This window comes from Sphingobium yanoikuyae, assembly GCF_013001025.1.
In the GTDB taxonomy this organism is placed as follows: domain Bacteria; phylum Pseudomonadota; class Alphaproteobacteria; order Sphingomonadales; family Sphingomonadaceae; genus Sphingobium; species Sphingobium yanoikuyae_A.
The window spans coordinates 2,294,185-2,308,442 of sequence record NZ_CP053021.1; the positions used below are offsets into that span (position 1 = coordinate 2,294,185).

Genomic DNA, 14,258 nt, shown 5'->3' on the forward strand with positions numbered 1-14,258 from the left:
GGGGTGTCAACCTCTCGAGAGCGTAACACCCCTCCACCGGCTTCGCCGGTCCCCCTCCCCCCAAGGGGGAGGAAGGAAGTAGAAACATGACCGATCTCCAGAAAATCCTGAAGGCGAAGGCGCCGCTCACCTTGTCCGGCGTGCCGGCCGGCTTCCAGCCCTGGCTGCTGGCGGACATCGCCCGCGCCGCCCATGGTTCGGATGCGCCCCGCGCCGTCTTCGTCGCCTCCGACGAGCAACTGATGCGCGCGGTCGCCGACACCGCCCATTATTTCGCGCCAGAGATCGAGCTCATCGAAATCCCTGCCTGGGACTGCCTGCCCTATGACCGGGCCAGCCCCTCGCTCCGCACCGCGTCGGCGCGCCTCGCCGGCCTTCATGCGCTTCAGGCAAAACCAAAGGGACCGCAACTGGTCCTCACTACCCTCAACGCCCTGACCCAGCGCACCCTTACCCCGTTCCGCGTCCGCCAGTTGGTCGCGCGCCTTGCCCCCAAGGAGCGGATCGCGATCACGCGCCTTGCCGACATGCTGCAATCCAACGGCTATGTCCGCACCGACACCGTCCATGATCGCGGCGAGTTCGCCATTCGCGGCGGCATCGTCGACCTGTTCCCCGGCGGCGAGGACCAGCCGCTGCGGCTCGACTTCTTCGGCGACGAGATCGAGACGGTGCGCCGCTTCGATCCCACCGACCAGCGCACCACCGGCAGCATCGACGGCTTCACCCTGCTTCCCGCATCCGAGGCGCTGCTGGACGAAGACACGATCAAGCGCTTCCGCGGCCGCTATCGCGAAACCTTCGGCGCGACCGCGACCGGCGACCCGCTCTATCAGGCGGTGAGCGAGGGCCGGCGCCTCGCCGGCATGGAACATTGGCTGCCTTTGTTCGAGGAAAAGCTGGTTCCGCTGACCGAGCATCTGGGCGACGACGCGATCATCGTCCGCGACCATGGCGTGGTCGGCGCGGCCGACGCCCGGTTCGAGGCGATCCGCGACTATCATGGCAACCGCATCGCCGCGAAATCGGCCGATCCCGGCGCCTATCGCCCGCTGAAGCCCGAAACCCTCTATCTCGACGCCGCCGAGTGGGATGCCGCCGCCGCCAGCTGGCCGATGCACGCCACCACCCCCTTCCACGAGCCCGAAAGCGCCACCGTCCTCGACTTCGCCGTCGATGGCCCGCGCGACTTCGCGCCCGAACGCGCGCAGAACGTCAATGTCTATGAGGCGGTCGGCAAGCATATCGACGCCCTGCGCCGCACGAAGAAGAAGGTGGTGATCGCCAGCTATTCGGCCGGCGCGCGCGAGCGCCTGTCGGGCCTGCTCGCCGATCATGGCGTCGCCCGTCTCGCCACCGCCGACAGCTGGCAGGAGGCGCTCGGCACCGCCGCGGGCGGCAGCGCCGTCCTCACCGTGCTCGGCCTCGACCATGGCTTCACCGCGCCCGACGTCGCCGTCCTCACCGAACAGGATATGCTGGGCGACCGCCTCGTCCGCCGCGCCAAGCGCAAGAAGAGCGCCGACGCCTTCCTCGCCGAACTCGCCACCCTCTCGCCCGGCGACCTCGTCGTCCATATGGACCATGGTATCGGCCGCTATGAGGGGCTGACGCAGATCCCGGTCAGCAAGACCGCGCATGACTGCGTCGCGCTCTCCTATGCCGGCGGCGACAAGCTCTATGTGCCGGTCGAAAATCTCGAAGTCCTCTCGCGCTACGGCTCCGACAGCGAGGGCGTGAACCTCGACAAGCTGGGCGGCGAGGCTTGGCAGCGGCGCAAGGCGCGGATGAAGGAGCGGATCCGCGAGATTGCGGGCGAACTGCTCAAGACCGCCGCCGAACGCGCCCTGCGCCCGGCCGAAATCGCCGAGCCGGACGCCGCCGGCTATCCCGCCTTCGTCGACCGCTTCCCCTATCAGGAAACCGACGATCAGGACCGCGCAATCGGCGACGTGATCGAGGATCTCGGCGCCGGCCGTCCGATGGACCGTCTGGTCTGCGGCGATGTCGGCTTCGGCAAGACCGAGGTCGCGCTACGCGCCGCCTTCGTCGCCGCCATGGCCGGCATGCAGGTGGTGGTGATCTGCCCCACCACCCTGCTCGCGCGCCAGCATCACATGAATTTCGTCGAGCGCTTCCGCGGTTTCCCGCTGGAAATCGCCCGCCTCTCCCGCCTCGTCCCCGACAAGGAGGCGAAGGCGACCAAGGCGGGCCTGGCCGACGGCACGATCGACATTGTCGTCGGCACCCACGCCCTGCTCGCCAAGGGGCTGGAGTTCAAGCGCCTCGGCCTCGTCATCGTCGACGAGGAACAGCGCTTCGGCGTCACCCACAAGGAACGGCTGAAGTCCCTGAAAACCGACGTCCATGTCCTGACCCTCACCGCCACGCCCATCCCCCGCACCTTGCAGATGGCGATGTCGGGCCTGCGCGAACTCTCGGTCATCCAGACCCCGCCGGTCGATCGCCTGGCGGTACGCACCTACATCATGCCCTGGGACGGCGTCGTCATCCGCGAGGCGCTGCTGCGCGAACATTATCGCGGCGGCCAGAGCTTCTTCGTCGTGCCGCGCATCTCGGACCTCACAGAGGTCGAGGAATTTCTGCGGACCGAAGTGCCCGAGGTAAAGCCGATCGTCGCCCATGGCCAGATGAGCGCCACCGATGTCGAGGAGCGCATGTCCGCCTTCTACGACAAGCGCTATGACGTGCTGCTCTCCACCACCATCGTCGAATCCGGCCTCGACATCCCCAGCGCCAACACCCTCATCATCCACCGCGCCGACCGCTTCGGCCTCGCCCAGCTCTACCAGCTGCGCGGCCGCGTCGGCCGGTCGAAGACGCGCGCCTATGCCTATTTCACCACGCCCGCCAACCGCATCATCACCGAAACCGCGGAAAAGCGGCTCAAGGTGCTGTCCGATCTCGATACGCTGGGCGCCGGCTTCCAGCTCGCCAGCCATGATCTCGACATTCGCGGCGCCGGCAATCTGGTCGGCGACGAACAGTCGGGCCATATCAAGGAGGTCGGCTTCGAGCTTTACCAGTCGATGCTGGAGGACGCGATCATGGACGCCAAGGCCGGCGGCGCCGGCCTCGAAGCACGCCGCGACAGCTTCTCGCCGCAGATCAGCGTCGACGCACCGATCATGATCCCGGAAGAATTCGTGCCGGACCTCGACCTGCGCATGGGTCTCTATCGCCGCATCAACGAACTGGAGGATCGCCAGGGGCTGGAGGCCTTCGCCGCCGAACTGATCGACCGCTTCGGCAAGCTGCCCGCCCCGACCCAGAACCTGCTCAAGATCATCGAGATCAAGCAGAATTGCCTCAAGGCCAATATCGCCAAGATCGATGTCGGGCCAAAGGGCGCGCTGGTCAGCTTCTTCGAGGATCGCTTCCCCAATCCCGCAGGCCTGGTCGCCTATGTCCAGCGCCTCGACGGCGTCGCCCGCCTGCGCCCGGACAGCAAGGTGGTCGTCACCCGCGCCTGGCCCGACCCCGCCGCCCGCCTCAACGGCGCGCTGCAACTGTCGAAGGGGCTGGCCAAGGCGGCAGGGTAAATACGCATCCTGCCCTCGCCCTGCGGGGAGAAAGCGACCATTTTCTGCGGCCGTCACCCCGGCCTTGAGCCGGGGTCTCACTTTTCTGGGGCAACGAAGAAAAGCGGGATGGCGGGTCAAGCCCGGCATGACGGATGTGGATAGGGCGGCTTGCGACCACAGTTCGATTTTTGTCGCGGCTATGAGCATCCCCAAGAGCGGAAAATCATCCAAAGGCAAAGCAAATCGCTCAGAATTTAACGCATCAAAATTTGGGTGAGCCGGAGCGTTAGCAATGGAAATGGAGCAAGTATAAGTACCCACGCTATCAACCAAAATGTTATAGATACGAGGTCGGCATTGGCCGGCGGGCCTATAAAAACGTTTAGAATTCCACCAGAAAAGCTAATGCCAAGCAAAAATAATGCAACGGAAATAAAACCCCATATCACCAGGAGAGGCATGGATATTTTATTCAAAAGCATTTCCTTGTTCCCGTACCTCGGTCCGCCTCGTGATAGGCCTAGACCAAAAGCAGAACGTCTCCAATCCACCCAATTTCACCGTTTTCGTTGCTGGAAGCGGAGAATAGCGTTACGCGTCAACCACCCCACGCCTGTGCATGAGAGCGCGATGATAAGCAGCGCGATCCAGAACCAAGTGTTATCACTTTTGCAGGGCTGCGGAGCGCCTTCGCAGCCACCACTCGTATAGGTGGCAATGAAGAAGAACGGCAGGCCAAAAACAATGCCGAATATGGATGCAACGGCACACCCTATTCGTCCTGCGCCCGTGGCCGGGCTTCTATAACCTTCGTTATTCACGCATGAGATCATGTCGTAGGTCGGGATCGCGGGCAAGGTCCGCTTTAGGCATTCTCCGTCGTAAACTTGACAGTCCGCTCACCACCCATCCCCGCCATTGCCAATTCCCCTCTCCCGTTCACGGGAGAGGGAGGGGCCCGCGCCGCAGGCGTGGGAGGGTGAGGGGCTTTCGGATCAGTCTGTCCTCATCCGATTTCGCCCGCCCGACTTGGCAGGCACTGCGTCATGCCCCGACAGCGGCAAAAGAAATGGCGCATCAAGGAAATGATTTACCCGCCTTGTTCAGCCCGCGACCACCCCGATCGCCAGCGCGTCGCCACCGTCCACGATCGCGATCAGCCGGTCGACATTGGGGTGCGCACCCGGCCGGTTGCGGGCATCGGCCGTATGTTCGGCAAACACCGCCAGCCCATGTTCGGCAGCGGCCGCGTCGAGCGTGCCAAACACCTTCTGCAGATAATGATAGACCGCCAGCGAGCCCTGCTTGCCCGGCTGGTTCTCGATGCTGGCGACCACCTTGCCGCTCGCGTCTTTCAGGTCGATGCGGGCAATGCCGTCAATCGGCGGCAGCAGCTGGAGATTGTCTTTGAACGTCACACCCGGTTGAATCATCGCTGGTTTCCCGCCTCGAATTTGGAATGAGTCTGTGCCCGTAGGGCCTGATCCCTTGCGGCGGAAGAGCCTTGCGCTTTTGCTCGGTCCGACACGCAGCCCCCTGAGCGCCCGCCTCACCCGCCCGCAGGCGGCATCGCGGCTTCCGATGCGGTCAGGTCCAGCACTTCGAAACCGGGCGCCGGCATCCGGCGCCGGATGAGCGATCCCACCTTGTTGGTATATTGATATCTGGGTGTTACCCGTTCGATCCGGTAGCTGCCCGGCACATCCGCCTCCCCCGCCTCCCCGCGTGCGGCATAACGCCGCCCCGTGATCTGGCGCAGGATCGCAGGCGCCCAGCCGGACGTGCGCGAACCGCGCAATATTTCCGCATCCTCGGTCCGTCCGTCGGGCCGGATCCAGAAACCGACATCGATCCACTGGATCGCTGCGATATCCGTGCTGCCGCCCGGCCGCACCGCTATGCCATTGAGATCCTGCGCCCGCCCGATATCGACGGCGTCCGCGCTGGCCGGATAGGGCGGCTGCCAGATCAGGATCGGCACCGCACCCTGCTCCGCGCCGATCGCCTCGGCCAGGCGAGTGATCGCCGCGTCATCCCCGTCGCGCGCCGCGAGACGCAGCCGCAGCACGCGCAGGGCGGTACGATATCCCGGCTGCTGCGCGATCGGCCGCTGCTCCAGTTCGTCCAGCATCCTTGCCGCCTCGCGCCGCTCACCCTGGGCCGCCGCCAGCCAGGCCCGCTTCATCCCCGCCATGATCGCCGGATGGGCTCGCCCCTGCGCCAGCGCCTGATCCTCGATCCCGCGATAGGTCGCTGCCGCCTGTCGATAATTGCCCAGCTTGATCCACATGTCGCCCAATGCGGTGGAGGCCGCCAGCACGGCCACATCGTCCGCCGGCAGATTGTCGCGCAGCGTCTTCACCTGCCCCGCCACGGCCCGGCGATAGGCATTCTGGTCGCCCTCATGCAGCGCCACCGTCGCCATCGCTTCATAGATGGCCGCGACCGGCCGGGGCGCTTCGCTCCCTTTGTCCTTGTTGCGGCGGATCGCCGCCGCCAGCAGATACTTGGCCTTCAGATAGTCGCCATCGCGAAAGCGCTGCTCGGCCAGCGCGATCGTCGCCTGCGCATCGCGCAGTGGCGTGCAATCACCATGCACACATTTCGCCTGCTCCTCGACCAGCTTCTGGCCGGTGACGATGATCTCGGGCGATCCGGCCTGCAACAGCAGCAGAAGGGCAAGCATGATGATTTTCCTCCCGTTATCCCCGCATCATTGTGTCGGATCATCACGGGCCTGCCAATCCCCATGCCAGCTCCCGATGGAGCGCCGCGGCTTTCCTATTTGGATTTTCCCTGCTCTATCCTGTCGGATGAAACAGCACACGCCCATCGCCTTGCCCGCATTACCGACCCGGTCCCGCCACCACCGCAACACGCCAGATCATCGCCCATGATCGTCGCTTTGCTGTCGCCTCATTGTCGCTTCACTGTCGCGTCGCAGCTGCGTTACAGGCGCGCCACTGTCGCTTCGTCGGCGCGTGACTGTCGCCTTCTCGGGCAAAAACGCCCAAATGCGCACGACATCGACACTATGTACTTTCAACTGTCGCGTCGGCTGCCTCCCCATCCGACCTTCATGTCGCCATTCATCATCAACCAGAAAAGAAGCAGCAACAGTAGAAACCTACATGCCTTCGTGACGACCGGGCAACAAAGCGCGGCGTCACAGCAGGAGAATGAAATGAGTTTGATCCTTATGGCGCTTGCCGCCGCCGCGACCCACAATGTCTCGGTCGAGCATCATGGCAACCAAGTCGGCGCCACCTACACCGCCCGTGCCGACATCCGCACAAAGACCATCGGCGCAAAGACGCCCAACCGCATGGACGGCCAGCGCTGCCAGTGGACCGCGACGATCGTCGTCGACCGCAAGCTGGACCATGGCCCGGCGCTGGCGCGTACCGTGTCGAGCGACAAGCGCTTTTCGGGTAGCGAGGCTGGCGCCTGCACGACCGGCCGTCAGTCGGGCGAACGCAACATGGCCCAGTATCAGGACAAGATCGAAGCACATCTGATCGCCGTGGCAGAGGCCGATCGCGCGCCGCTGCTGGCCGAACTGGACTCGGTGCGCAATCTTGCGTCGAACTGATCGGACCATCGGCCTGGCATGGCTGGGCGGGCTTGGCCTCGCCCTCCATGCCGTACCGGCCGCCGCCCAATATGCCAGCGGCCCGAGCGCCACGGTCGAGGTCGCCAGCGACGAGCGCCGCCGCGGCCTCAGCTGGAGCGACGGCGATCCGGTGCTGCGTGGCAGCCTGTCCGTGCCGATCGCGCAGGGCCTGTCGCTCGATGGCGCCGCGACCAGCCTCTGGGGCAGTGATCGCCATGGCGGCGCCGACGCCGTGATCGATCTTGGCCCTTCCTATGTCCATCAACTGGGCGGCTGGCGCCTGTCGCTCGACGCGCGCTACCACCTCTTCCCCGGCGCCGATCATCAGGGCTATGGCGAATTGGGCGCCGGCGCCGGCTTCCTGATCGGCCCTGCCAGCATCGACATCGGCGCTCAATATGCCCCGCGCCAGTCGGCGATCGGCGGCGACAATCTCTATCTATCCTCCGCCGCTTCCTTCGCCATTCCGGGCACGCCGCTCACCGCCTCGGCGCGGGTCGGCCATAGTTCCGGGTCGGATCGCGATCCGATCGCCTCGCAACGGTTGCGGCCGGGCGGGGATTATTGGGATTATGGCGCGGCCATCGCCTGGTATCGCGGCCGCTGGTCGGCGGAACTGCGCTACAGCGACACGGACATCGACAGCCGCGACGCGCGCCACGCCGGCGCGGCCCTCATCGGGAAGGTCGGCCTAACCCTGTAGCACCAGGGATATGAGTTCGGGCGTGGAGACGCCGGCCGAGCGCAGGAAGCCCTGATAATAATCACAGCCTTCCCGTGCCAGCAGGTCGAGCTGCTGCTCCGTCTCCACCCCTTCGGCGATGACGTTGAGGCCCAGCGACTTCGCCATATGGATCACCCCGCGCACGATGATCCGGTCGCGCGCCGACCCGGCGATATCCTGGGCTAGGCTGGAGTCGATCTTCAGATAATCGAGCGGCAGGCCCTTGAGGTAAGCCAGGCTCGAATAGCCGGTGCCGAAATCGTCGATCGCCACCGCCAGCCCTTCGGACCGCAGCGCCGTCAGCAGCGCCGCCGCCGCGTCGACATCATGGATCAGCCCGCTTTCGGTAATCTCCACCGTCAGCCGCGACCGGGGAAAGCCACTGCGATCCACCTGGCCCAGGAAATCAGCCATGAACCCCGGCTGCGAAATATCCGCCGCCGTGACGTTGATCGACAGGCGCAGATTGGACAGCGCGCTCGGCCAGGCCGCCGCCTGCCGCAATGCCTCGGCCTGAATATGCGCCGACAGCGGCAGCATATAGTCGGACCGTTCCGCCGTGCCGAACAATATGCCGGCCCCCAGCGGGCCATAAATCGGGTGGTTCCACCGCGCCAACGCCTCGACCCCGCTGATGCGATGGTCATAGACCGGATATTGCGGCTGGAACACGATGCCGATCTCGCCCCGGTGCAGCGCCAGCCGCAGGTCGGTTTCCAGCTGGTCGGCGTCGAGCTGCCGGCTGCGCTTCTCGGCGGAAAAGATGCGAATGTCCTCGCCCCCGCCCTGCCGCGCATCGGCCAGTGCAGCCCCCGCCCGCCGCAGCAACTGGGTCGCATCATCCTCCGCCCGCGCCTGCGCGATACCGCATCGCGCAATCAAACGGATCAGATGGTCGCCCGCACTGAACGGCCGGCTGATCGCCTCGATCAACTGCCGCGCCAGATAGGTTGCCCGCTCCGCCGCCGCCGGCTCGCCAGTCAGGCCGACCAGAAATTCCGTGCCGGCGATCCGCGCGACCATCGCATGGCCCGCCACGCTGTCGACAATCTGCTCGATCCGCCGAGCGATCCGCCCGAGCAGCGCATCGCCCACCACCTGGCCATAGGCCGCATTCATGCGATCGAACTGGCTGATCGACAGCAGCACCACCGTCGTCGGCAGCCCCGATCGGCGATCCAGCCAGTCCAGCGCCGCCTGGCGCGAACGCAGCCCGGTCAGATTGTCGCGGCTCGCCACATCCTGGTCCTGCGCGTCGGACAGCCACTCCACATCCGCGGCCACCGTGCCATCGACGAAGCGCAGATGATGCACCAGCCGATTGCCCGGCCGATCCGGCACGGCATGGGCGAATGCCGCCGGACGGCCCGACTGCATCATTCCCTCCAGCGCGTTCAACACCGCCTTGCGTTCATTGCGCGCCAGTCGGTGGATCAGGGTCGATGGCGCCGGCTGCCACGCCTCTATCCCCAGATTGCGGGCTAGGCTCTCGCTCAGCCGCAGTCCTGCGCCGTCGCGGTCCATCTCCCAGTAGAGCGCGTCGCCGCGGCGGATGCGCTGCGCACGCTGGCTCTGCATCGCGCCACCGCCGAGCCGCTCGACCAGCCGCTGCGCCGATGCCAGCGTCGCCTGCAACAAGGGTTGCGTCACCGGTGCCACCAGAAAATGGGTCGCGCCGGCATCGAACAATTGCGGCAGCGTCGCGACCGCCGCCGCATCGACCAGCACGACCAGCGCGCAGCCGCCAGCGTCAACCGCCGGCACCAGTGGCGCAATCAGTTTGGCCGCCGTCCCACCGCGCATATCGACCAGCGCGATCTGGGCATCGCTGCGCAGGAAACGTTGCGGCGCATCCGTGGCACGCCGCGCGCCGATCGCGCGCCAGCCCGCCTCCTGCGCGGCGCGGCACAGGGGGTCGCGGTCGCCGGGCGACAGGATGAAGATGCTGCGCTGCCCGTCCGGGGCGGCCTGCCCGCTCACTCTTTTCTCGACTCCCTGACAAGGCACATGTCGCTCTTGTAACAGCAACCGGTTACCGACCTCTTCATCGTCCCGCAACCGGCCAGCTTGCGCCCGCCATGCCCATGGCCTAGCTAGGGGCATGGCCATGGTCGATCCTGCCGCAACTTCCATGACCGACGGCCTTGGCCGCCGGATCGATTATCTGCGGATTTCCGTTACGGATCGATGCGACCTGCGCTGCCGCTACTGCATGGCGGAACGGATGCAGTTCCTGCCGAAAAATCAGGTTCTGACGCTGGAGGAAATCGCGCTTCTCGCCGATCTCTTCATTGCGCGCGGCGTGCGCCGTATCCGTCTGACTGGCGGCGAACCGCTGGTGCGCCGCGACATCATCGACCTGATCCGTCGAATCGGTCGTCATCTGGATGCCGGCCTTCAGGAACTGACGCTGACCACCAACGGCACGCGCCTGGCCGATCATGCAGAGGCGCTGCACGACGCCGGCGTCCGCCGTATCAATGTCAGCCTCGACAGCCTGCAGGCCGATCGCTTCGCCCATATCACCCGTGGCGGCGACCTGTCAGCCGTGCGGCGCGGACTGGATGCCGCGCGCGCGGCTGGGCTCGCGGTCAAGATCAACATGGTCGCGCTCAAGGATATCAATGCCGACGAGATCCTGCCGATGCTCCGCTGGTGCGACAGCCAGAGCTTCGACCTGACCCTGATCGAGACCATGCCGCTGGGCGAAACGGGCGAGGATCGCACCGACCATTATCTGCCGCTGTCGCATGTCGCGCAGGAGATTGACGCCCATCATGTCCTCACCCCGATCGCGGCGCGCACGGGTGGCCCGGCGCGCTATCATGATGTCGAGGGGCTGGGTGTTCGGCTTGGCCTCATCACCCCGCTCACCCGCAATTTCTGCGCCGACTGCAATCGCATGCGCATGACCTGCGAGGGCAAGATCTACATGTGCCTGGGCCATGACGACCATGTCGATTTCAAGGCCGCCCTGCGCAGCGGCGGCCTCGCCGCGGTCGAGCCGCTGGTCGATCGCGCACTGCGGCGCAAGCCCGCCGCCCATGATTTCCGGATCGGCGCCGGCGCTCCGACCGCGGCGGTCCAGCGACATATGAGTGTCACCGGCGGATGAACAGTGAACCCCGGCGCGCCCTCGTCGCGTCCCCGACCCAGGCTGCACGGGCAGCGGAAGAGCGGTTGCGCGCCGCCTATGATTTCGTGCCGCTGGAACAGGCGGACACGGTAATCGCGCTGGGCGGCGACGGCTTCATGCTGCAGACGCTGCACGCCATGCTGGAATCCCGCCGTATATTGCCGGTCTTCGGCATGAATCTCGGCACGGTCGGCTTCCTGATGAACGAATGGCGGCTGGAACGGCTGGAACAGCGGCTGGAGAAGGCCAAGAGCTTCAAGGTCAATCCGCTGCGCATGGTGGTCGACACCGTCGATGGCGAGCGTTTCTCCATCCCGGCGATCAACGAAGTCTCGCTGCTCCGCGAAACCCGCCAGACCGCCAAGCTCGAAGTGCAGGTCAATGATCGCCCTGTCCTGCCGGAGCTGGTATGCGACGGCGTGCTGGTGGCCACCCCCGCCGGGTCCACCGCCTATAATCTGTCCGCCCATGGCCCGATCCTGCCACTGGGGTCCGCCCTGGTCGCCCTGACCCCGATCAGCCCGTTCCGGCCGCGCCGCTGGCGCGGCGCGATCCTGCCCGAGAATACCGCGATTCGCTTCACCGTGCTCGATCCGGTCAAGCGCCCGGTCAGCGCCGTCGCCGACCAGCGCGAAGTTCGCGACGTCGCCCAGGTGGAGGTCAAGATCGACCGCGCCACTCCGCTGACTTTGTTGTTCGACCCCGAACATACGCTGGACGACCGGATCGCGGCCGAACAATTCATCGCGTAATTTTCTGCAATTTCACGCTTGCCATTTGGGACAAGCCGCTGCATATGCGCGGCCTGCCCGGCGCAAGCGGGGCTGCTCCCCGATAGCTCAGCGGTAGAGCATTCGACTGTTAATCGAATGGCCGTAGGTTCGAATCCTACTCGGGGAGCCAACTTGAAACGCCCGAGCCACCCGACCCGGTCGGGGGCTCGGTGGGCGGATTTCCTGATCCAATTTCTTCAAGCATATCAAACGGTTCACGGAAGGTGACGTGCAGTTGGCCGTTCGCCCATGTACTGTTCAAAACCAACAGATTTAATGCCGAATTTTTGCTGCTTGGGGACTGTAAACTGAAGGTTGCGTGCGCCTTCCGACCGAGGTTGAGCAACGCGATCCCGTCTTCGACATATGCATCTTCGGCATTATGCAGCACGTCGATCCGGCGCTGGCACCCTGCCCGTTCCTCACGCCACGTTGCAGACATTCGGTCGTGCATGTCAGCCGTGATCCGGCCATCAAGATGATCGATGTAGAGCTTGTCGAGACGTTCCTGCAATCGGTCCGCTTCGAGACGCAAACGGGCGATTGTCTCAACCCGCTCCCGACTCTTGTCGGAATGCGATTCGCGAATCGCGCGTTCGATCAGTGAGAAAATCTCGTCATCCAAGCGCAACCGAGCAAGTTGCTCCGAGAAGGCTAATGCCAGGGCCTCTTCACGAACATATTTTTCAGGACACTTCTGCCTGAAGCCCGAGCAATGGTAATAGATGTACCGTCCACGTTGCATCTGCGCAACGACGGCGCATCCGCAGTGCCCACAGGTGATGAGGCCGGTGAATGCGAAACGCAAAGCCTCGGCTCGGACATTGCTCGCGCTACGCCCGTCGAGAACCTCCTGCACATTCTCCCAGGTCTCACGAGTCACCAAGGGATCGTGAGTGCCTTGGTACAAGCGGCCGGACCACTCGAAGGCGCCGGCATAAAGCCGGTTTCGGAGCATGTAGTGGATTGTGCTGTTCCCGACCGGCCGCTGGCTCCGACGATATCTGAGCCCCGCGTCTCTGGCTTTCTGGGTGACCTCCTTCAGAGCATAATCACCGGTTTCAAACCATTCGAAAACGCGCTGTACGATGGGGCCAAGCTCGGGGTCGGGGACGATGATTTTCTTCCCATGTGGACCGACGACATTGAGGTAGCCGAGTGGAGCCTGCGAAGGCCAGATGCCCTGCTTCGCCTTCTCTAGCATGCCCTTACGAGCCTCCTCCGACAGGTTATCGACATAGTTCTTGGCCATGAGGACTTTGATCCCATGCATGAACTTTTCGGATGACCGCGAGTCGCGGGAGAGGACCGTTCCTTCTTTGACGAGATGCAATTCGATGTCGAACCCGTCGAGGGTCACCCAATCCTTGATGTTCCGATAGAGCCGATCCGTCTTTTCCACCAGCAGGTTGCGCACCCCGGGATGGCTCCGAAGGTATTTGAGCATCGCCTCGAATTGCGTTCGGCCGGTCTTTTTGGCTGTCTCCACATCGACATACTGGCCGGCGATGACGAACCCCATGCGCTCGGCATACTCCCGGACCAGAGCAACCTGGGCGTCGATCGAGAAGCCTTCCTTCTCCTGCTCCGCCGTGGAGACGCGAGCATAGAGGACAGCTTTTTCACCTCCGACGGGGCGACCCCGGGCAGGCGATTGCACTTTGGGTTTACGGGGACGAGCCATGTCAAATTCCTGAATCCTACTAAGAGCACCTCCCACTCCTCTCTCCCCTCCAACTTGCCGCAGGCGGCAGGTTATGTAGGGGGCCCTCGGCGTGACGGCTTCCGTTTTATAGGATCGGATTTTTTTGGTCGACCACGGGGTCTCGCAGGCTGTTTCTTTTCTTCCTCTTGCGCCGTTGGGTCAGCGGCGGATACCTCCCATTGGACCAGCATCCAGACATAATCCGCAAGGTTGCCGAGCATGTTCCTTGCTTCGTTCTCGGAGACAGGCCTCTGCAATCTGCGCGTGAAAATTTCCTGAGCGTCCAAAACGAGCTGCCGGGACAAGGCGCTTCGTCTGATCGTCCAACGATCGTCCTGTCCGGATCGCTGTTCCGCGTGAGCAGGCAGTGTGTGTTCCCGGGCGTCGTCTACGGCAGGTTTCACCTCTCCATAGGCCGTGGTGTCGAGCCTCAGCCTTCTCATCGCTGTGCCGCCGTGGAAGCGGCCGAGAACACACGAGCGCCGAAGCGGCGTTCGAGGTGGCGCGAAACGGAAAGGACATACCGTCGTTGGCGCCATGCCGTTGGACTGTGATATACCCCGACAGCCTTCCAATAATCGCCTGTGACGCTGAGCCCGGAAAGGAAGATCCAGCGAGCGGCCTGGACGTTAAAACATGGGTCATTGACCAACCAGAAGCGGATATCGCTAGAAGGTCTGCCTATGAGAGCCGCAAGCTTGGGAACCCAGGAGCTATTGATCTGAAGAGGCCCCAGGTCATGGCTGCCGTTCGTGTTCCGCA

Annotated in this window: 10 protein-coding genes and 1 tRNA gene; 6 read left to right on the forward strand and 5 right to left on the reverse strand. The window is 64.3% G+C overall.

Annotated features, from left to right (window positions below):
• Positions 1-86: 86 nt before the first annotated feature.
• A complete protein-coding gene (gene mfd, locus HH800_RS11320; protein ID WP_169861130.1) occupies positions 87-3,563 on the forward strand; it encodes a transcription-repair coupling factor in 3,477 nt (1,158 codons plus the stop codon).
• Between the two features lie 539 nt (positions 3,564-4,102).
• On the opposite strand, the gene HH800_RS11325 is transcribed toward mfd, so the two are convergent.
• The 3 genes from HH800_RS11325 to HH800_RS11335 form a co-directional block, all read right to left on the reverse strand.
• Positions 4,103-4,402 carry a hypothetical protein gene (locus HH800_RS11325; RefSeq protein ID WP_169861131.1) on the reverse strand — a complete coding sequence of 100 codons (300 nt, stop codon included), beginning with the start codon at positions 4,400-4,402 and terminating at the stop codon, positions 4,103-4,105.
• Between the two features lie 246 nt (positions 4,403-4,648).
• On the reverse strand, positions 4,649-4,978 hold the full coding sequence (locus HH800_RS11330; RefSeq protein WP_169861132.1) for a DUF2322 family protein: 330 nt from the start codon (positions 4,976-4,978) through the stop codon (positions 4,649-4,651).
• Positions 4,979-5,094: 116 nt separating this feature from the next.
• Positions 5,095-6,231 (reverse strand): tetratricopeptide repeat protein, encoded by a 1,137-nt coding sequence (locus HH800_RS11335; RefSeq protein WP_169861133.1) that lies wholly within the window; start codon positions 6,229-6,231, stop codon positions 5,095-5,097.
• Between the two features lie 498 nt (positions 6,232-6,729).
• Here HH800_RS11335 and HH800_RS11340 point away from each other — a divergent pair, with 498 nt between their 5' ends.
• On the forward strand, positions 6,730-7,137 hold the full coding sequence (locus tag HH800_RS11340) for a hypothetical protein (RefSeq protein ID WP_048936909.1): 408 nt from the start codon (positions 6,730-6,732) through the stop codon (positions 7,135-7,137).
• Positions 7,124-7,861 (forward strand): TorF family putative porin, encoded by a 738-nt coding sequence (locus tag HH800_RS11345; RefSeq protein WP_169861134.1) that lies wholly within the window; start codon positions 7,124-7,126, stop codon positions 7,859-7,861. The genes HH800_RS11340 and HH800_RS11345 overlap by 14 nt, the downstream gene beginning before the upstream one ends.
• On the opposite strand, the gene HH800_RS11350 is transcribed toward HH800_RS11345, so the two are convergent.
• Positions 7,850-9,862, reverse strand: coding sequence for a putative bifunctional diguanylate cyclase/phosphodiesterase (locus tag HH800_RS11350; protein WP_169861135.1), 2,013 nt, complete (start codon positions 9,860-9,862; stop codon positions 7,850-7,852). The two genes, HH800_RS11345 and HH800_RS11350, sit on opposite strands and share 12 nt — an antisense overlap.
• A gap of 121 nt (positions 9,863-9,983) precedes the next feature.
• Here HH800_RS11350 and moaA point away from each other — a divergent pair, with 121 nt between their 5' ends.
• The 3 genes from moaA to HH800_RS11365 all read left to right on the forward strand — a co-directional run bounded on the left by moaA (position 9,984) and on the right by HH800_RS11365 (position 11,921).
• Complete coding sequence (gene moaA, locus HH800_RS11355) at positions 9,984-10,997, forward strand: GTP 3',8-cyclase MoaA (protein WP_169861136.1); 1,014 nt, start codon at positions 9,984-9,986, stop codon at positions 10,995-10,997.
• Entirely contained in the window at positions 10,994-11,770 is a 777-nt protein-coding gene (locus HH800_RS11360) for an NAD kinase (protein ID WP_004207502.1), read from the forward strand. Before moaA ends, HH800_RS11360 begins: the two co-directional genes overlap by 4 nt.
• 76 nt (positions 11,771-11,846) lie before the next feature.
• Positions 11,847-11,921 (forward strand) — tRNA-Asn (locus HH800_RS11365).
• Here HH800_RS11365 and HH800_RS11370 read toward each other — a convergent pair.
• Positions 11,907-13,475, reverse strand: a complete 1,569-nt coding sequence (locus HH800_RS11370) for a recombinase family protein (protein ID WP_082734419.1) — start codon at positions 13,473-13,475, stop codon at positions 11,907-11,909. The genes HH800_RS11365 and HH800_RS11370 overlap by 15 nt on opposite strands.
• Between the last annotated feature and the right edge of the window lie 783 nt (positions 13,476-14,258).

What these genes read in the sequence shown, in the direction of transcription:
- mfd (WP_169861130.1), top strand. Translation starts at nt 87, where the DNA reads ATGACCGATCTCCAGAAAATCCTGAAGGCGAAGGCGCCGCTCACCTTG.
- HH800_RS11330 (WP_169861132.1), bottom strand. Translation starts at nt 4,978, where the DNA reads ATGATTCAACCGGGTGTGACGTTCAAAGACAATCTCCAGCTGCTGCCG.
- HH800_RS11335 (WP_169861133.1), bottom strand. Translation starts at nt 6,231, where the DNA reads ATGCTTGCCCTTCTGCTGCTGTTGCAGGCCGGATCGCCCGAGATCATC.
- HH800_RS11340 (WP_048936909.1), top strand. Translation starts at nt 6,730, where the DNA reads ATGAGTTTGATCCTTATGGCGCTTGCCGCCGCCGCGACCCACAATGTC.
- moaA (WP_169861136.1), top strand. Translation starts at nt 9,984, where the DNA reads ATGGCCATGGTCGATCCTGCCGCAACTTCCATGACCGACGGCCTTGGC.
- HH800_RS11360 (WP_004207502.1), top strand. Translation starts at nt 10,994, where the DNA reads ATGAACAGTGAACCCCGGCGCGCCCTCGTCGCGTCCCCGACCCAGGCT.
- HH800_RS11370 (WP_082734419.1), bottom strand. Translation starts at nt 13,475, where the DNA reads ATGGCTCGTCCCCGTAAACCCAAAGTGCAATCGCCTGCCCGGGGTCGC.